Below are 18347 nucleotides of genomic sequence, written 5' to 3'. Positions count from 1 at the left end.
GAATGTTATTTCAAATTTGGTTGAAAATGAAATGAATATTTCATATACATTAAATAACACAAGGTAACTCTATCAGCTAAAGAGAGGCAGCATGGAACAGATTCATAATTTTATTGGTGGTGAAATCGTATCCAGTCAAAGTGGGCGATTTGCGCCAGTATTTAACCCTGCAACAGGAACGCAAATTGCACAAGTGGGGCTTAGCAGCGCTGATGAAACGAAAAAAGCCATAGAAGTTGCACATAACGCATTCCCTAAATGGGCAAAATTATCACCGTTAAAACGTTCTCGCATCCTTTTTAAATTTAAAGCATTACTCGAAGACAACATGGATGATTTGGCTCGCCTAATTTCAAAAGAACACGGTAAAGTTTTTTCCGATGCAGTGGGGGAGTTGACCCGTGGATTGGAAGTTGTTGAATTTGCTTGTGGGATTCCGCATTTACAAAAAGGTGAGCACTCAGCCAATGTGGCAACGGGCGTAGACAGCCATTCATTAATGCAACCTTTAGGCGTGTGTGCTGGGATTACGCCGTTTAACTTCCCTGCAATGGTGCCAATGTGGATGTTTCCAGTAGCGATTGCAACGGGAAATACCTTTGTTTTAAAACCTTCTGAAAAAGATCCATCCTTAGCATTGGAACTAGCAAAACTGCTGAAAGAAGCGGGATTACCAGATGGCGTGTTTAACGTTGTACAAGGGGATAAAGAGTCTGTTGATGTCTTATTAACCGCGCCAGAAGTCCAAGCGGTCAGTTTTGTCGGTTCAACACCAATTGCAGAATATATTTACACAACAGCATCTGCTCATGGCAAGCGTTGCCAAGCATTAGGCGGTGCGAAGAACCATTGTATCTTAATGCCTGATGCCGACATGGGTCAGGCTGCAAATGCCATTATGGGTGCAGGTTTTGGCGCCGCGGGTGAGCGTTGTATGGCTCTATCTGTGGTGTTAGCAGTTGGTGATGAAACCGCAGATGCGTTGATTGCGAACCTGAAAGGGCAAATCGCTAAAATGACAGTTGGCCCTGGTATCACAGAAGGTAAAGAAAATGATATGGGGCCAGTTATCTCTGCGCAACATAAAGCCAAAATTTGTGACTATATTACCAGTGGTGAAAAACAAGGCGCGACTCTGTTAGTTGACGGTCGAGATTTTAAAGTGACGGGGTTTGAAAATGGCTATTTCGTTGGGCCAACATTATTTGATAATGTCACTCCTGAAATGGACATTTATAAAGAAGAGATTTTTGGACCCGTGCTTGCCGTTGTCCGTGTACCAGATTTTGAAACGGGGTTGAAACTGATTAATCAACACGAATATGGTAATGGAACCGCGATTTTTACCCGTGATGGCGAAACGGCGCGTGAATTCCAAGAGAATGTTCAAGCGGGTATGGTTGGTATCAATATTCCCATTCCTGTTCCAATGGCATTCCACAGCTTTGGTGGATGGAAACGTTCAATTTTTGGCCCCTTAAATGTGCATGGAAATGATGGTGTACGCTTCTATACTCGCATGAAAACGGTGACAAGCCGTTGGCCAGCCAGTGTGCGTTTAGAGCATCACGAAAGTAGTTTCACAATGCCAACCATGGAATAAATGGAGACCCAGATGAATAAGCAGAAAATGACCACAGCTCAAGCATTGGTAAAGTTTCTTAACCAACAATATGTTGATGTCGATGGTGAGCAGTATCCGTTTATTCAGGGAGTATTTACGATTTTTGGCCATGGTAACGTTGTAGGTTTAGGTCAGGCGCTTGAAGAGGCGCCTGGTCACCTGCGTGTTTATCAAGGGTGTAACGAGCAAGGCATGGCGCATATTGCGACAGGTTTTGCTAAGCAAAAAAAACGTAAGCAGATTTTTGCGGTTACCTCTTCAGTGGGGCCTGGTGCAGCGAATATGATCACCGCTGCTGCGACCGCCACGGCAAACCGTATCCCATTGTTGTTATTACCTGGTGACACGTTTGCAACGCGTCAGCCAGACCCTGTTTTACAGCAAGTTGAACAATACGGTGATGGAACTATCAGCACCAACGATTGCTTTCGTCCTGTTTCCCGCTACTGGGATAGAATTTCATGGCCAGAACAATTGATGGCTGCTATGGTTAATGCGATGAGGGTATTAACTGACCCTGCGGATACAGGGGCGGTAACCATTTGCTTACCACAAGATGTGCAAGGTGAAGCGTGGGATTACCCTGATTACTTCTTTGAAAAACGAGTTCATCGTATCGAGCGGCGCCCTGCAACAACGGTGAGTATTGAAGAGGCGGTTGCCCTGATTCAAAGTAAGAAAAAGCCACTGTTAATCTGCGGTGGAGGGGTGCGTTATTCTGAAGCACATGATGCATTTATCCAGTTTGCAGAAGATTACCACATTCCATTTGGTGAAACCCAAGCAGGGAAAAGTGCTATTGTTGCGAGTCATCCACTTAACATGGGGGGGATCGGCACGACAGGGGGATTAGCGGCGAATTTATTAGCGAAAGAAGCTGATCTTATTATTGGTGTCGGCACCCGATTTACCGATTTTACAACAGCTTCTAAATCTTTATTTAGTCATCCCCAAGTTGAATTCTTGAACATTAATGTTGCTGAGTTTGATGCAAGTAAATTGGATGCATTAAAAGTGGTGGCAGATGCAAGAGAAGGACTGCAAGCACTTGATGCTAAAATGAAAGTGACGGGCTACCAAGGGCAATGGGGTGATGAAATTAAACAGGCGAAATCACAGTGGAAAGCGGAACTCGACCGCTTGTTTAGTATTCAGTACCAGCCGTTAGATTTTGTTCCTGAAATTGCAGGTCATCTCGATGATAAACTTGAAGAATATTGTAAAGTTCTAGGTACCGAATTGACGCAAACCCGCGTACTGGGGCTGATGCAGCAACATCTGGAAGATAACGCCATTATTGTGGGAGCAGCGGGCTCATTACCTGGTGACTTACAGCGTATTTGGTTACCAAAACAACGCGATACCTACCATTTAGAATACGGCTATTCCTGCATGGGATATGAAATTGCGGCAGCAGTCGGTGCTAAAATTGCCGCACCGAAGCAACCTGTGTATGCGATGGTTGGCGATGGTTCTTACCTAATGTTGCATAGTGAGTTACAAACCGCCATTCAAGAGAACATTAAAATCACGATTTTATTGTTTGATAACGCAGGGTTTGGTTGCATTAATAACTTACAGATGAGCCAAGGTATGGGCAGTTTTGGCACAGAAAATCGCTATCGAAACCCACAAACAGGATTAATGGATGGGCCATTAGTGAAAGTGGACTTTGCGAAAAACGCAGAAAGTTATGGATGTAAAAGTTATCGAGTACATGATGAAACACAGCTCTTGGAAGCACTTAAGGGTGCTAAAGAACATTCAGGTTGTGTATTGATTGATATTAAGGTATTGCCAAAAACAATGACAAATGGCTATGAGGCATGGTGGCGTACAGGTACGGCTCAAGTCTCTGAGAAACCAGAAATCGTTGCAGCGGCAGAAAATATTAAACAGATGGTTGAGAACAACGTTCGTCTTTACTAATGAATGTCTAGTGACTCATTGAATGGAATCGGCGGTTGTTAACCGCCGAGGAGCGCTTCTGTGTGTCATGCCTATAGCGTTAACATCGTCAGGTAGGGTCGTTATTGGAAATTTAGCAAGGATTGCTTTTTATTCTATATTTCTCTGAGGTTAACGTGCGCGTTAGCTTACTTTCATTTTAGCCCAGCTTTTGCTGGGTTTTTTTATGGTTTTAATAATTTAAAAATAAATAAAATGGAATGAATGTTTTAAAATATCACTTTGGTAAGTTGATGAAGGAGACAATGAAATAAAAAAGGGATATAGCGCGCAGACTTTATTGTCAGATGCTGATAGCTTGCATTATTATTTTGTGATCTAAATAACACTAAAAATCCACTTTAATGTAACATTTGTTACCTAGAGCCCAAAAACATAATTTCCAAAAAATTATAAATTGAAATGAACGTTTTGTTTGGTATATTTCATACTATCCAAATAGTGGATTTAAAGTATCAAGGAGCATTTGAATGTTCAATATAGCACTATTCGGCGCAGGACGTATCGGACAGGTTCATGCTGTTAATATTGCCGGCCATAAAGAAACCGCACTTTATTCTGTTATCGACCCTTATCAACCCAACGCGGTTGCCTTGGCTGAGAAATACCAAGCAAAAGTGCAAACGACAGAAGAAGCGATGCAAGACCCGAATGTTCACGGTGTTTTGATTGCTTCTGCGACAGATACCCACGCTGATTTAATCGAACTTGCTGCTAAACATAAAAAAGTCATTTTCTGTGAAAAGCCCGTTCACCTTGACCTAGAACGTGTTAAACAGTGTATCAAAAGCGTTAAAGAACATAATGTACCCTTATTTATCGGTTTTAACCGCCGTTACGACCCACAGTTTCGCCACCTGAAAAATTTATTCCAACAAGGCGCAATTGGTAAAGCGGAATCTTTAATTATTACTTCTCGTGACCCGTCACCTCCACCAGCAGAATATGTCAAAGTATCTGGCGGCATGTTCAGAGACATGACTATCCATGACTTTGATATGGCGCGTTTTATGATAGGCGAAGAACCATGCTCAGTTTTTGCTCAGGGTAGCAATGTCGTTGACCCTGCCATTGGCCAAGCTGGTGATATCGATACCGCATTTATTATATTGAAATTCCCATCAGGAGCGATGGCAACCATTTCCAATAGCCGCCGTTCAGGTTATGGCTATGACCAGCGCATCGAATTACATGGTGAAAAAGGCTTATTAACCGCAGGGAACATTAAGGAAAACAGTGTTTCATTGTTAAGTGAAGCAGGGGCATTATCTGCGAAACCTGAATATTTCTTTTTGCAACGTTACCATGAAGCTTATAAGGCGGAATGGGAACATTTCGTGGACATTTTAGCTGGTCGCGCGCAATCAGAAACGACAGGAACAGATGGTGAGTTAGCGCTGTACTTAGCGGATAAAGCACTTGAGTCATTAAAATCAGGTAAAGAAGTTAAGTTGTAATTTGTTTCTTTGAACATGTTTTAAATTCGATTACAAATTTGCGGGCGAAAAATAATTTCGTCCGCAGTAAAATCCTAAATGTATTTAATGATGTCCACGCATCAATCAAATATAAAAACAATGGATTTTATACTTAATAAAAAACTCTTCAGACTTTTTATATTCCGATATAGATTGAGGGATTTTTACAATCTTATTTTTGCTCTATTTAATTAACTTGTTGTATTTATTGATTTTAATTCCCTCTGTGGAGCTAGTTTGAAAACATAATGAAGTTAATTAAATAGTGATTCAATTCAGCGTGTTAAAAAATATTTTCATTATTTAAACCTAAAATTAAAGCATTTACTTAAATACTGAAAAGGTATTTTTTGACTGACATAATGATTCAAATAATAAGGTAATAATATGTCATTAATAATGAATCTCAATGAACAACAGCGAAAAAGGTTGCACCAAATTACACTGGTTGCCACTTTTGGTGGATTACTTTTCGGGTATGACACCGGTGTTATCAACGGTGCATTTTCATCACTGAAAGAAAATATGGGGCTCACGCCAACGACTGAAGGCTTAGTGATGAGCGTTCTGTTAGTGGGCGCAGCGCTCGGTAGTGTTTGTGGTGGGCGTGTCGCTGACTATGTGGGGCGACGAACTTACCTACTTTACCTTTCCTTTTTATTCTTATTTGGGGCATTTTTATCCGCGGCTGCACCAAATATAGAAGTTTTATTAGTGGCAAGGTTTATTCTTGGTTTTGCTGTTGGTGGTGCCTCTGTTACAGCACCAACCTTTATTTCGGAAGTGGCCCCGACAGAAATGCGGGGAAAACTCACAGGGCTCAACGAAGTTGCTATTGTTATTGGTCAACTAGCAGCATTTGCGATTAATGCCATTATTGGCTCTATTTGGGGGCATTTACCCGACGTTTGGCGCTATATGTTGCTTGTTCAAGCTGTTCCTGCATTGTGCTTATTATTTGGTATGTGGAAAGCACCTGAAAGCCCACGTTGGTTAATGAGCAAAAATCGCCGTGAAGAAGCATTGAAAATTCTAAAGCAAATTCGCCCTGAAAAACGTGCAATACAAGAGTACGAAGATATCGTGACGCTGTTAGACGTTGAAGCGGCAGAAGCGAAGAAAAATCCAGATGCTAACAAGCGAAATTTAGCCCTTATCCTCAATACACCGTGGATTTTAAAGTTAGTTCTCATCGGTATGGTGTGGGCAGCATTGCAGCAAACCACGGGTGTGAACGTGATTATGTACTACGGGACCGAAATCCTAAAAACAGCAGGTTTTTCTGAGCAAACATCGTTAGTTTTCAACGTACTTAACGGAGTATTCTCTGTCGGTGGTATGGTTATCGGAGTACTTTTCTTAGTTGATCGTTTCAAACGTAAAACCCTGATTGTGGGGGGGTTTGCCTTGATGGCCTCATTGCACTTATTAATCGCTGCAACGGATTACTTCTTAACTGGAGATGTGAAAGCGACCTTAATTTGGTTGTTGGGTGCGGTGTTTGTCGGAGTAATGCAAGGGACTATGGGCTTCCTAACTTGGGTGGTATTGGCAGAGCTCTTCCCGCTGAAAATTCGTGGGCTATCCATGGGGATCTCTGTTTTCTTTATGTGGATCATGAACGCGGTTGTCAGTTATCTGTTCCCTGTATTGCAGGCAGAGCTAGGATTAGGCCCAGTATTCTTGATTTTCGCGGTGATAAACTATCTTGCTATTGTGTTTGTGGTGAAATTATTGCCTGAAACATCAAACAAATCTCTGGAACAGCTGGAAGAAGAATTGTCATCAATGTAATTACAGTGCATTCATCTAGTGAATGCACATAATGAATTTACAATAGGGTGGAATATGATTGAACAACTAACCACACAAAGCTTACATTTAGGTTGCCAAGCAAGAAATAAAGCCGAAGTATTGCAAATGGTTGGCGCTGAATTTAAACGAAAAGGCTATGTCGATAGGGACTGCGTCCACTTTTTAACAGAGCGAGAGCAGCAAATTTCGACCTTTTTAGGTAATGGTATTACCTTACCGCATCTACCCAAATCGGCGAATGACATTATTTTGCACAGTGGTGTAGAGATTTTCCAATTTCCCGATGGGGTAATTTGGGACCGAACAAATGTGATGTTCATCGCCATTGGTGTTATCGCAAAATCAAGGGAGCATATTGATGTGCTCAGAGAAATTGCGTTGATCTTTAGTGATGAATTTATTGCGAATGCGCTATCACTCACCTCAAGCAAAGAGGAATTTTTGAGTATCCTTCATCGTTAATGTTTTAGCACATAAATGCGCCCACCATGGTGATACTGACTTACATGGTGGGTGTAATATTCCGAGTTTACAGCATAATTTTAGGTTTTTTTATACCGCATGCGGCGGCATAGCGAGCGAGTGTTTCGATTGTTGCTTTTTCCGCATGCCTTTCGGTTCTCGATACGGCTGAAGGGGAAATGCCTAATTGTGCTGCAACTTGAGAACTCGTTAGCCCAGCAGAGCATCTTCCCAAGCAATTGATTTTTTACTCATCGTTTAGCATCTCCTCTAGTCGCTTTGCTACTGAAGTTAAAATAGCTGATGGTAATTTAGCCGTACTTTTAGCAAAAATCTTTAAAATGTAGATTTTTTTCCATAGCGGTAAACGTAAATCGCCCGACCGATATCGCCAGCTTTTGCTCTAAGTTCAAAAAAACCATTTGTGATAGCTTTAGCATCAGGTTCTCTCAGTAAGGTACCGAATTTAGATAGTTTGTTTATCTGGCGAACCATTTTCCCTTGTAATGAGGCTGGCAGAGCTTTTAATTCCTGCAATAATGCATCTTCATGAATTTTAATTTTAAACATTGTTACCCTCCATGAACATTACAGTAAAAGAGAAATAATGATACTCAGGAGTTAAATGAAGCTATAGATTCAATTAATCTATAAGTGTAATTTAAATTCATACAATACCAATCACATCCCCTTTTATTTCATTTTTCATTTCATTTAGTGTCTTTTTATTTGACTTTCCCTCTCTGCTTATTTGGTTAAATAGAAACTATGAACTTTTAATTCTTTATAAATTAGCTAATTACAGAAAAATCTATGCCAGATCACATAATGAAATTAATATTTCTAATTTTATTGAAAATGAAATAAATATTCCGTATAACAGTATTATCAAATCAGAAGTACTCAATAAAGCATTGGGACAGCCATTGCGCCATACAGAATGTGCGAGGGAGAGAACAAATGAAAGAAATCCGTATTGGTATGATTGGAACAGGCTACATTGGGCGCGCTCATGCGATTGCTTATGCACAAGCATCAACGGTCTTCCCTCTAAAAGGAACGTTAGTTCGCGAAATGATTGCGGAAGTCACACCAGAGCTTGCACAAACCCGTGCACAGGAAATGGGCTTTAATCGTTCAACGGATGATTGGCGCAAACTCGTAGCGGATCCAAATATTGATGTGGTGGATATTTGTTCCCCTAACTTTTTACACAAAGAGATGGCGATGGAAGCCATTAAACATGGCAAACATGTTTATTGCGAAAAGCCACTAGCCCTTAATTCCCACGATGCAAAAGAGATGGTTGCCGCAGCTGAAAAAGCAGGAGTAAAAACCTTGGTGGGGTTTAACTATATGAAGAACCCAACGGCGCAATTGGCAAAAGAGATCATCGAAAATGGTGAAATCGGGGAAGTGATCCATTTCTACGGCACCCATAACGAAGATTATATGGCGGATCCAACGGCGCCGATTCATTGGCACTGCTTTAAAGAAAAGGCGGGACTGGGTGCGCTGGGGGATCTTAGCGCTCACATTATCAACATGGCGCAATATTTAGTGGGCGATATTGAAACGGTGTGTGGCGATATGGAAATTGTCATTAAAGAACGCCCTGAAAAGGCAGGTTCTTCAGTGATGGTTGCGGTAGAAAATGAAGACCAAGCACATGCAATGGTGCGTTTTGCAGGCGGTGCCATGGGGGTGATCGAGACTTCCCGCATCGCATCTGGCCGCAAAATGGGGCTGACCTATGTGGTGACGGGCTCCAAAGGTACGTTGTCATTTACCCAAGAGCGAATGGCAGAATTAAAACTATATCGCCACGATGAGCCATCGAACCGTCAAGGGTTCAAAACAATTTTAGTTGGGCCTGAGCACCCAGACTATGCGCCATTTTGCGGAGGGGCAGGTCATGGAATCGGGTTTAACGATCAAAAAACAGTTGAAGTGCGCGATTTAATTGATGGTGTAGCGACAGGCAAAGCCCTGTGGCCAGACTTTGAAGAAGGTTGGAAAGTGTCGCGTATTTTAGATGCCATCGCGCGTTCTTATGAAGAGCAGCGCTGGGTCAAAGTAAAAGAAATCAATTAATTCTGTTGTAGTTAAGGGGTGATTAATGGATAAGCAGAAGAAGTTAGATGTTATCTGTATGGGCCGTATTGCCGTTGACCTGTACGGACAACAGATAGGTTCTCGTTTAGAAGACATGAGTACATTTGCCAAATATTTAGGCGGCTCATCAGGTAACGTTGCATTTGGTACAGCAATACAAGGTTTGAAATCATCGATGTTAGCCCGTGTGGGGGATGAACATATGGGGCGCTTTCTACGTGAGGAACTGCAACGCGTAGGGTGCGATACGAGCCATTTGATCACGGATAAAGACAGACTAACGGCATTAGTGATCTTAGGGATCAAAGACCAAGATACGTTTCCGCTGATTTTCTATCGTGATAATTGTGCGGATATGGCTATTACGCCAGATGATTTTACTGAGGAATATATCGCCTCTTCCCGTTGTTTAGCGATTACAGGTACGCATTTATCGAACCTAAAAACTCGCGCAGCAGTTTTGAAAGCGTTGGAATATGCGAAGCACAATAATGTGAAGACTGCGATTGATATCGATTATCGGCCAGTATTGTGGGGGTTAACCTCTTTGGGTGATGGCGAAACCCGCTTTATTGCCTCAGAAAGTGTGACGCAGCAACTGCAAGATGTGTTATCGATGTTTGACCTAATTGTAGGAACAGAAGAAGAGTTTCACATTGCAGGGGGAACAACCGACACCATTCAAGCACTGAAAAATATCCGTAGACTAACGGATGCTGAATTAGTGTGTAAACGCGGTTCATTAGGTTGTTCGGTATTCAGTGGCGCTATCCCAGAGACTTTGGACGAAGGCATTACGGTTCACGGTGTTCGAGTTGACGTACTTAATGTGTTAGGTGCGGGAGATGCGTTTATGTCAGGCTTGCTGCGGGGCTACCTAAATGGTGATGGTTGGGAAAAAGCCTGTGCCTATGCGAATGCTTGTGGTGCGCTGGTGGTTTCACGCCACGGCTGTGCGCCAGCAATGCCAACAAAGGTTGAGTTGGATAACTATCTTCAGCGAGCTGCCGCAGTGCCGCGCCCAGATCTTGATCCAATATTAAATCATCTACACCGAGTCACCACACGCAGCACACAGTGGAATGAACTTTGTGTGATGGCATTTGACCATCGTATTCAGTTTGTGGATATGGCACGTGTTGCTGGAGCAGATATTTCCTGCATCCCTCATCTGAAAAAACTGATTTTCCGCGCCAGCCTTGAAGTGTCGCAAGAAGCGAATTTACAAGGTAAAGCTGGTTTACTGTGTGACAGTACCTTTGGGCAAGATGTACTCAATGATGTGACTGGTCGTGGCTGGTGGATTGGTCGCCCAATCGAATTACCAGCATCAAGGCCATTATGTTTAGAGCATGGCAATATTGGCTCACAACTGATTAGCTGGCCGAAAGAGCATATCGTGAAATGTTTGGTGTTCTTCCACCCAGAAGATAACCACCCTCTGCGTTTAGAACAAGAAAAAACGGTGCAAGAAGTGTATAGCGCATGTTGCCAATCTGGCCATGAATTATTGCTTGAAGTGATTTTACCTGCAGATATGGAACGCACTGACGAGCTGTATTTACGCGCCATCAAACGCTTCTATAACCTAGGTATTAAGCCTGATTGGTGGAAGCTGCCACCGCTGAAAGCGGAAAATTGGGATGCGGTGGATGCTTTAATTCAAGAGCGTGACCCGTATTGCCGCGGCGTGGTGTTATTAGGGTTAGATGCACCGCAAGATGAGTTACAAGCAGGTTTTAATGCCGCAGCAGGAAAACCAATTGTTAAAGGATTCGCAGTAGGTCGCACATTGTTTGGTAAACCCTCCTTAGAATGGATGAAAGGCGAGCTAAATGATGACGAGCTAGTGCAGAAAATTAAAACAAACTATTTAAACCTGATAGCCCTATGGCGTCAGCGTAAATAATATCCCTCTTACCTACACAGGAGCTTCATCATGGCAATCCAACTTGGTATCAACCCTTTAACATGGACCAATGATGATTTACCCACTCTGGGGGCGGAAACGTCACTGGAAACTTGTTTGACAGAAGGCCGTCAGGCAGGGTTTGCAGGCTTTGAACTGGGAAATAAATTTCCCCGTAAAGCCGACGTTTTAGGGCCAATTTTAAAACAACACGATTTACAATTAGTTTCAGGCTGGTATTCGGGTGAGCTATTAACCCGCAGTGTAGAAGAAGAAATTGAAGCCGTCCAAGGCCATTTAGCGCTACTACGCGATCTTGGTGCGAAAGTGATGGTATTCGCTGAGGTTACCCATTGTATTCATGGGGATCAAAATAAGCCTGTGCATATGCGCCCACTGTTCCCTGCGGACAAATGGGAAGAATACGGTAAGAAACTGACGGAATTTGCGAAATATACGTTATCTCAAGGCGTTAAAATTGCCTATCATCACCATATGGGTACCGTGATTGAATCAGCCGAAGATGTGGATAACCTAATGAAATATACGGGTGATGAAGTCGGTTTATTGCTTGATACGGGTCACTTAACGTTTGCAGGGGCAGACCCTGTTGAAGTGGCGAAACGTTGGGCTAAACGTATTAACCATGTACATTGTAAAGACGTTCGTGCTGACGTACTTAACGATGTGAAAAACCGTAAAACAAGCTTCTTAGATGCGGTACTGGCAGGGGTCTTTACAGTACCTGGCGATGGCTGTGTTAACTACCCAGAAGTTTTCAAAGTATTGAAAAATAGCCAATATGAAAATGGTTGGTTAGTGGTAGAAGCGGAGCAAGACCCAGCAATTGCACACCCACTGACATATGCAACACTTGGGTACAATAATTTATCTAAGTTGGCTAAAGAGGCTGGTTTAATCTAACTCAGCTTTATATTCAGTCCGTGGTGTTGGTGTCTGCACTCGACCACACAGTTCATATACTTGTGCCACAGACTGAACGACTTCACGTATGGGGGTTGAAAAGCTGAACGTTAAAAATTTCATTAAACAGGTTGCGAGTATTAGCAGGCAACTTGAAAAAGCTAGAGGAAAGTTATGTCAAAATTATTGTCGAAATACCATGCTCCAGATGCACATAAGCGTACTCAGCATATCACGCCGCAGATTGCCAACTGGGGATATGTACACTTTGATGTGTATGAACTGAAACAAGGTGAATCCATTTCCTTGCCTGCCTCTGAAAATGAAATGTGTTTAGTCTTAGTGGCAGGTAAGGCGACGATCAAAACGCCAAATCAAGCGTTTGAAAATATCGGCGACCGCATGGATCCATTTGAGCGTAAAAAACCCTATGCAGTGTATGTAACAGCGCAAGAATTTGCAGAAGTTAAAGCCGAAACAGCATTGGAGCTTGCTGTTTGTAGTGCGAAAGGCAAAGGGACTTATCCAACCCGTTTAATTGGGCCCGATGATATTGGTGCTGAGCAACGTGGCCATGGTTATAACAAACGTTATGTCCACAATATTTTACCAGACGATAAAGCGGCAGATAGTTTATTAGTCGTGGAAGTATTTACGGATGAAGGGTGTACCAGCTCGTACCCAAGCCATAAACATGATACCGATAATGAACCCAATGAAACTTATTTAGAAGAAACCTATTATCACCGATTGAACCCATCACAAGGTTTCTGTATGCAGCGTGTTTACACTGACGACCGTGAGTTAGACGAGTGTATGGCGGTGTATAACAAAGATGTGGTTATGGTGCCAAAAGGATATCACCCAATGGCAACCATGGCAGGCTACGATAACTACTATTTAAATGTGATGGCAGGGCCAACACGTAAGTGGTTATTCACATGGGAAAAAGACCATAATTGGGTCAATAGTGGTGTGTATGCCGCCAAGTACAAAGGGCAGTAAGTTGTTACCAGTAGTTGTGAATAAAGTGAAATAAAGTTGTATGCTCGTTATCCTTCGTGCTGCATGGGGGTTGGCTACACTCAGATAGCCGCCTACATGCAACTCGAATGATTTAGAGTATAAGCACCAAATCTGTTATCTATTTTGCCGGTAAATTATTTACCGGCTTTTTTATCTGTGATTAATAAGCCGCTGTAAACTGTTGGCGAACAAATTGGGCATTATTGACTTCATCAAGGACAGCAACGGCAAAGTCTTCGACCGAAATTTTCGCAGGCACATTACCGTTCATCAACAATTCAGTACCACCCAAACGGAACGTTTCTGTACGTTCACCAGGTTCTAACATGGCTGCGGGGGACACATAAGTCCAGTCAAGGGTATCGATGGTTTGCAATTGGCTTTTAAACTCACGCATGGCTTGTGCGCCAGGTTTAATTTCAGCTGGGAAATCAGGGGAGTCGATTAAATCCAAATTAGGCGCGATTTTTAAACTGCCTGCACCGCCTACCACAATAAAGCGTTTTACCGCGGCTTTTTGTACCGCCTGCAAAATGGCGTTGTTCCCTGTAACCGTGTCTTGGTACAAGTTCGGATTTTGCCAGCCACCGTTAAATGCACTGATCACCACATCTTGGCCTTTAAGGCGAGACGTTAGCCAAGCCACATCGGTAATATCCCCAGATTCTGTTATCAAATGAGCATGTTGCGGCAGGGTGTTGCTATGGCGAGAAATGGCAGTCACTTGGTGATGGCGTCGCAGCGCTTCTGCAACTAATGCTTTTCCCACAAAACCGGTCGCACCAATGATCGATATTTTCATACGGAACCCCTAGTGTGTGACACACTGTTGTTTGATTGATTTTGTAAATATCATCTTATTAAAGTATAGGGCAGATTTATCTTCTGCGGAATGTAGTTAGTGCATTTTCTTGATATTATTCGCCAGTTTTTATGGGTGCAATACGTGTTTACAAAGGGCAACGACTTGTTCTGTTCTTGCTTCAATTGTGGGTGTTAACCCCGCAGGGGAGAGCCCTAAGGAAATCTGCCTCAATGGTTCGGCGATGGCCATGGATAAGATTAAATCGCTGAGCACCACAAAATCCGCTTGTTTGATAAGCTGCTTTTCTTTATGGCGAACTAACCACTGCGTCAACAGTTGGCGGCTGCGTTCGATGCCACTTTTTTGGTATTTATCGAGCAAAATGTGTTTTTGTTTGAAATCGGTTTGCAATAAACGAAAGAGCCCAACGGCTTCATAAGACAATACTTTTTGTGCAATTGCATTGAGGTTTTGGGTAAGCAAGGCAAAAAAGTTATCGGTTGATTGTGCTTCTTGCTCAAACAGGGGAACAAAGCTGTCTGTCCAACTCAAAATCACCATCTCAATTAACGTTTCGCGGTTATCAACAAAGCGGTAGATAGTCTTTTTCGCCACACCTGCTCGTTTTGCCACCGTATCAATGGTGGTGGATAAGTAACCTTCCTCAAGGAGAGATTGCGCTGTGGCCTGAATAATTTTTTCTTTTAATTCAGCTTCAGGAACACTGGGTCTACCGCGTGTCGATTTGCTCGGTTCATCTTTTTGCATAAATGGCGCTCTATTTTTTGTGCTTGACTTAGGCGTATTTTAGCTCAAATATAATTAGGAAACAAATAAAGTTTCCTAATTGAGGTGAAAGATGAAAATGAATACCGCTTGGGCCGTCGAAAATGTAAATGACATACTGTTACCTGCACCATTACGGTTAGAGATGGGAATTGAAAGGGATGAAAATGGGTTACTTACTGTTGCAGTTCGAACGGACTTACACGGTTGTAAAGGCCGAATGGTGGAGTGGTGGTTTACTTTTTTTGAAACAACGCAGCACATCCGCTGGTGGCATCCCCATGACCATGCTGCCCACCATGGATGGGATGACAAGTGGAAAAAAGGGGAAAGTTATATTGGTGCATCAATTCATGCGGTTGAATCATTAGGGGAGATCCCCCCTGTTGCCGCTAAATTGAAATTTCGCGAAGCCAGTGACTTTTTTGACTCAAATGCACTGAAACAAGCGATTGAAAACCAATCAATCTCGGGGGCAGTTTGTGCTTCAATTGGTTTTGGGAACAATGTATTGATGGATGCTCAAGGTTACCCAGTCGATGGCAAAATGATGCACATTACGCGAGACACCGAGTTTGGCTGCGTTTTGCGGAGCCGTTTTTTACTGGGCGCTTCATTAGCTGACCCTATCAATGAATTACCTGACAATATCGGGCTTGAATTAATGCGCCATTGTTATAACGAATTTACTTATTTATCGCGTTTCTTACCGTCATTATATTACGGAGAACACGCAAATAATGAGAAAGCCCCTCTGCCTTGGTAAATGCGGTCGCCGTGGAAAATTAACCTTTTTCCACGGTTTGCCCAGTTGAGCTTCCCTCACGGAACAATTTCAAAATAATACTCGTCACAATGGCAATTGCACCGCCCAATGCGGTTTCTAATACGCGGTCGAACAGTAATTCATAGGTTGGATGGCGCCAATACACCACTTGTTCAAGCACGGAGAGTATCAAACTCGTTACAACAAAAGTCATAAAGGTATACCCGTGATGGAAACTCATTGGCATTAAAAAAGCAAAAACGACCATCGCAATTAACCCGATATACGGCATGAGTGGAGTATTAAATAAAAAATAGAGTAGTAAAACAGAAATCAGGCTGCCTAAGACTCTCTGCAAGGTAATCTTAATAATGCTTTGTGATTTGGGGTGCAAAACAAACACAAAAGTCAGTAGTGTCCAATAAAAGTGCCCGAGGTCGATAAACCGTGGGATCGCAAGTGCAAGTAATAATCCCAGTGCATAGGTCATTGACCGTGGGATAATATTTTTACGCAAGGTAAATAAATTGCGTTCAACTAAGGCGCTGGTGACCACACTGTGGCGCGTCATTTTGTGGCTAAGAACATAATAGGTAATCAGTGTTACTGTACTGCCAATAATAAATCCCAGCGCTAAGCTTTTAGAAATATCGGGTAAAATTGTCCCAATGGTTGACATGATAATCATAAATTTCATGGTTAAATCCATGGCGGGATCGGTGCCGTACAATTGATAATAAATGAACGAAAAGACTGCCAGGTAAAGATAAAAAGCAGTACCAAGACGCAGGGTATCGCCAATAAAAATTGCCACTAAGATCATCAATAAACAAAACGCGGTATAAGCATAATTTTTATATTCTTTCGCAGCATTGAATAAATTAAAGGAATATAAGGTTGAGAAGGCCGCCCACATAGCCGCTTGTGCATCTAAAATTGCAAAAGCGGTTGCCGCACTGAAAAGTATGCAACTGGTAAAGGTTATCCCATCGTGAATAGCTGGAAATGTTCTCATAATACGACGCTCATAAACCGATATTTAACTTATTAATTATTAAGGTAATTAAATAATAAGCATCATGGGATTACAAGGGAGAATATGTATTTTATCAGATTGGAAATAAATGTTATTGCTAAAGCAAAGTCGAGGTAACTTCTGTTTTTATATAGCAAAAAAGGCATAATAGACAAAGAGCAGTCGTAACAATCATAAAGGTAAAAAAATGCAAATAATCAATCCTCATGATTTTGTTTGGGTCGGCAGTAATGAAGATGTCGAGATAGAATCACTCCCTGAATGGGTTGGCGCACAGTGGAATAGCAAATTGCCACTGACGGTGTACCGTGATAAGGCAGAAGACGGTTATGTGACAGTCGCAATACGGGGTATTAAGCCGCATCAACGTGCTACGACACAAATCAAAAAATCAGCAATCACTCACATTATGAATGTGGAATCATTGGTGGCTGATTCCGTTGAATTACAACGGTCGATGTTTATTGCATTGCCACCTGTACAGGTTTTATGGCTAATTTCACAAACCAAATGGCCGTGGAAATGGGGCGTAGCGGGGAGCTGTGCCTATACGTTGGCAACGGATATTCAAAGCATGCTGTCCGATTGCGACCTCGATGTAGTACTGCGCTGCCCAACGCGCCATCAAAAAGAAGATTTTGCTGAATTTGCCATCAAAGCGAATACACCTTATTGCCCCATCGATATTCATGTGGAAACGCCGAAAGGGGGGTTTTCATTAGCGGAGTGGTTTAAAAATGACCAGGTGACATTGCATACACCACAAGGTGATGTGATGACAGCAGATCCGTGGGATGAAACACTTTAAATTGCGTTTGTCGTAAAAATGCACGTAACTCGTTTGTTTGTTAAACACATTGTTTAATAATTAATTTTGATGCTCGTGCAGGTGATTTTTTACCGAACAATAATCGGTTGAAAATAGCGCAGAGAAAAAAGACTCTGCGCTATTTTTTTAATGGTCGATATGGGGCTCTTGAATGCCAGCTTGTCGCCATTCTTGCATCGCAGGCAAACTCAGCATACGGGCAACCCATTGTTGTGCCGCTGCATTAACTGGCAACTGGTAACTGTGGATACGAAATGCGACAGGGGCATAAAAAGCATCTACCGCTGTAAATTCATTTCCAGCCAGCCAAGGGCCGCTAAATTTTTCCAGCCCTTCTTGCCACAACTGTGAAATTCGGTCGATGTCTGCTTGCAACTCACGGGATATTTCAGTTAATGGTGCATTGCGAGAAACATCCATTGGGCATTGTTGGCGTAAGGCAGTGAAACCTGAATGCATTTCAGCGCTAGCGCTACGTGCCCAAGCCCTAGCTGCACGGCCTGTTGGCCACACTTGGGGGTGATCTTCTGCCACATACTCGCAAATCGCTAAAGAGTCCCAAACGGTTTGTTTCCCATCCACTAAACAAGGAACTAACCCCGTCGGAGAAAAACGGCTAAATTTATCATGACTGCTTCTGCCGCTTTCAAAAAAACAGATATTTTCCTCAAAAGGAATTTGCAACGTTTTTAATAAAACCCAAGGACGTAATGACCAAGAAGAGTAATTTTTGTTAGCAATCCAAAGTGTGTACATAGGCGAACCTGCTCATCAAAAAAGTAGGGAAGAGAGAATACCAATGTA

Annotated in this window: 17 protein-coding genes; 11 read left to right on the top strand and 6 right to left on the bottom strand. The window is 42.5% G+C overall.

The genetic code is table 11. The features are described 5' to 3' along the window. Positions 1 to 91 precede the first annotated feature (91 nt). The 5 genes from AABS66_RS11960 (at position 92) to AABS66_RS11940 (ending at position 7347) form a co-directional block, all read left to right on the top strand. On the top strand, positions 92 to 1603 hold the full coding sequence (locus AABS66_RS11960) for a CoA-acylating methylmalonate-semialdehyde dehydrogenase (RefSeq protein WP_206082754.1): 1512 nt from the start codon (positions 92 to 94) through the stop codon (positions 1601 to 1603). 12 nt (positions 1604 to 1615) lie between these two features. Further along, entirely contained in the window at positions 1616 to 3553 is a 1938-nt protein-coding gene (iolD, locus tag AABS66_RS11955; RefSeq protein WP_430224951.1) for a 3D-(3,5/4)-trihydroxycyclohexane-1,2-dione acylhydrolase (decyclizing), read from the top strand. A 509-nt stretch (positions 3554 to 4062) separates the two neighbouring features. Continuing rightward, positions 4063 to 5049 (top strand): inositol 2-dehydrogenase, encoded by a 987-nt coding sequence (iolG, locus tag AABS66_RS11950; protein WP_206082752.1) that lies wholly within the window; start codon positions 4063 to 4065, stop codon positions 5047 to 5049. A 408-nt stretch (positions 5050 to 5457) separates the two neighbouring features. Continuing rightward, complete coding sequence (locus tag AABS66_RS11945; protein WP_206082751.1) at positions 5458 to 6864, top strand: sugar porter family MFS transporter; 1407 nt, start codon at positions 5458 to 5460, stop codon at positions 6862 to 6864. A gap of 54 nt (positions 6865 to 6918) precedes the next feature. After that, entirely contained in the window at positions 6919 to 7347 is a 429-nt protein-coding gene (locus AABS66_RS11940; protein WP_206082750.1) for a PTS sugar transporter subunit IIA, read from the top strand. Positions 7348 to 7414: 67 nt separating this feature from the next. Here the strand turns inward: AABS66_RS11940 and AABS66_RS11935 are convergent, their stop codons facing one another. Both AABS66_RS11935 and AABS66_RS11930 read right to left on the bottom strand, forming a co-directional pair. Further along, positions 7415 to 7582, bottom strand: a complete 168-nt coding sequence (locus AABS66_RS11935; RefSeq protein ID WP_241016782.1) for a helix-turn-helix domain-containing protein — start codon at positions 7580 to 7582, stop codon at positions 7415 to 7417. Positions 7583 to 7683: 101 nt separating this feature from the next. Beyond that, a complete protein-coding gene (locus AABS66_RS11930; RefSeq protein ID WP_430224950.1) occupies positions 7684 to 7917 on the bottom strand; it encodes a type II toxin-antitoxin system RelE/ParE family toxin in 234 nt (77 codons plus the stop codon). 390 nt (positions 7918 to 8307) lie between these two features. Between AABS66_RS11930 and AABS66_RS11925 the strand changes: the two genes are divergently transcribed. The 4 genes from AABS66_RS11925 to iolB all read left to right on the top strand — a co-directional run bounded on the left by AABS66_RS11925 (position 8308) and on the right by iolB (position 13300). Further along, positions 8308 to 9441 carry a Gfo/Idh/MocA family protein gene (locus AABS66_RS11925; protein ID WP_430224949.1) on the top strand — a complete coding sequence of 378 codons (1134 nt, stop codon included), beginning with the start codon at positions 8308 to 8310 and terminating at the stop codon, positions 9439 to 9441. Positions 9442 to 9466: 25 nt separating this feature from the next. Beyond that, positions 9467 to 11371 (top strand): bifunctional 5-dehydro-2-deoxygluconokinase/5-dehydro-2-deoxyphosphogluconate aldolase, encoded by a 1905-nt coding sequence (locus tag AABS66_RS11920; RefSeq protein ID WP_430224948.1) that lies wholly within the window; start codon positions 9467 to 9469, stop codon positions 11369 to 11371. 30 nt (positions 11372 to 11401) lie between these two features. After that, positions 11402 to 12295 (top strand): myo-inosose-2 dehydratase, encoded by an 894-nt coding sequence (gene iolE, locus AABS66_RS11915; RefSeq protein WP_206082747.1) that lies wholly within the window; start codon positions 11402 to 11404, stop codon positions 12293 to 12295. A gap of 174 nt (positions 12296 to 12469) precedes the next feature. Then, complete coding sequence (iolB, locus tag AABS66_RS11910) at positions 12470 to 13300, top strand: 5-deoxy-glucuronate isomerase (RefSeq protein ID WP_430224947.1); 831 nt, start codon at positions 12470 to 12472, stop codon at positions 13298 to 13300. Positions 13301 to 13481: 181 nt separating this feature from the next. Here iolB and AABS66_RS11905 read toward each other — a convergent pair whose 3' ends face one another. Continuing rightward, positions 13482 to 14123, bottom strand: a complete 642-nt coding sequence (locus tag AABS66_RS11905; RefSeq protein ID WP_206082745.1) for an NAD(P)-dependent oxidoreductase — start codon at positions 14121 to 14123, stop codon at positions 13482 to 13484. 129 nt (positions 14124 to 14252) lie between these two features. After that, complete coding sequence (locus AABS66_RS11900; protein ID WP_206082744.1) at positions 14253 to 14894, bottom strand: TetR/AcrR family transcriptional regulator; 642 nt, start codon at positions 14892 to 14894, stop codon at positions 14253 to 14255. Positions 14895 to 14985: 91 nt separating this feature from the next. Between AABS66_RS11900 and AABS66_RS11895 the strand changes: the two genes are divergently transcribed. Then, positions 14986 to 15678, top strand: coding sequence for a DAPG hydrolase family protein (locus AABS66_RS11895; protein WP_430224946.1), 693 nt, complete (start codon positions 14986 to 14988; stop codon positions 15676 to 15678). A gap of 19 nt (positions 15679 to 15697) precedes the next feature. On the opposite strand, the gene AABS66_RS11890 is transcribed toward AABS66_RS11895, so the two are convergent. Then, positions 15698 to 16693 (bottom strand): FUSC family protein, encoded by a 996-nt coding sequence (locus AABS66_RS11890; protein WP_272573410.1) that lies wholly within the window; start codon positions 16691 to 16693, stop codon positions 15698 to 15700. Between the two features lie 208 nt (positions 16694 to 16901). Here AABS66_RS11890 and AABS66_RS11885 point away from each other — a divergent pair, with 208 nt between their 5' ends. Further along, entirely contained in the window at positions 16902 to 17522 is a 621-nt protein-coding gene (locus tag AABS66_RS11885) for a malonate decarboxylase holo-ACP synthase (protein WP_206082741.1), read from the top strand. Between the two features lie 147 nt (positions 17523 to 17669). Here the strand turns inward: AABS66_RS11885 and AABS66_RS11880 are convergent, their stop codons facing one another. Then, positions 17670 to 18299: a glutathione S-transferase family protein gene (locus AABS66_RS11880; protein ID WP_206082740.1), complete on the bottom strand. Its 630-nt coding sequence runs from the start codon at positions 18297 to 18299 to the stop codon at positions 17670 to 17672. Positions 18300 to 18347: the final 48 nt, after the last annotated feature.

This window comes from Providencia sp. SP181, from assembly GCF_050446505.1.
Lineage (GTDB): Bacteria > Pseudomonadota > Gammaproteobacteria > Enterobacterales > Enterobacteriaceae > Providencia > Providencia vermicola.
The sequence above is the reverse complement of the archived record's forward strand: the minus strand, read 5'-3'. Positions and strand labels throughout refer to the sequence as shown.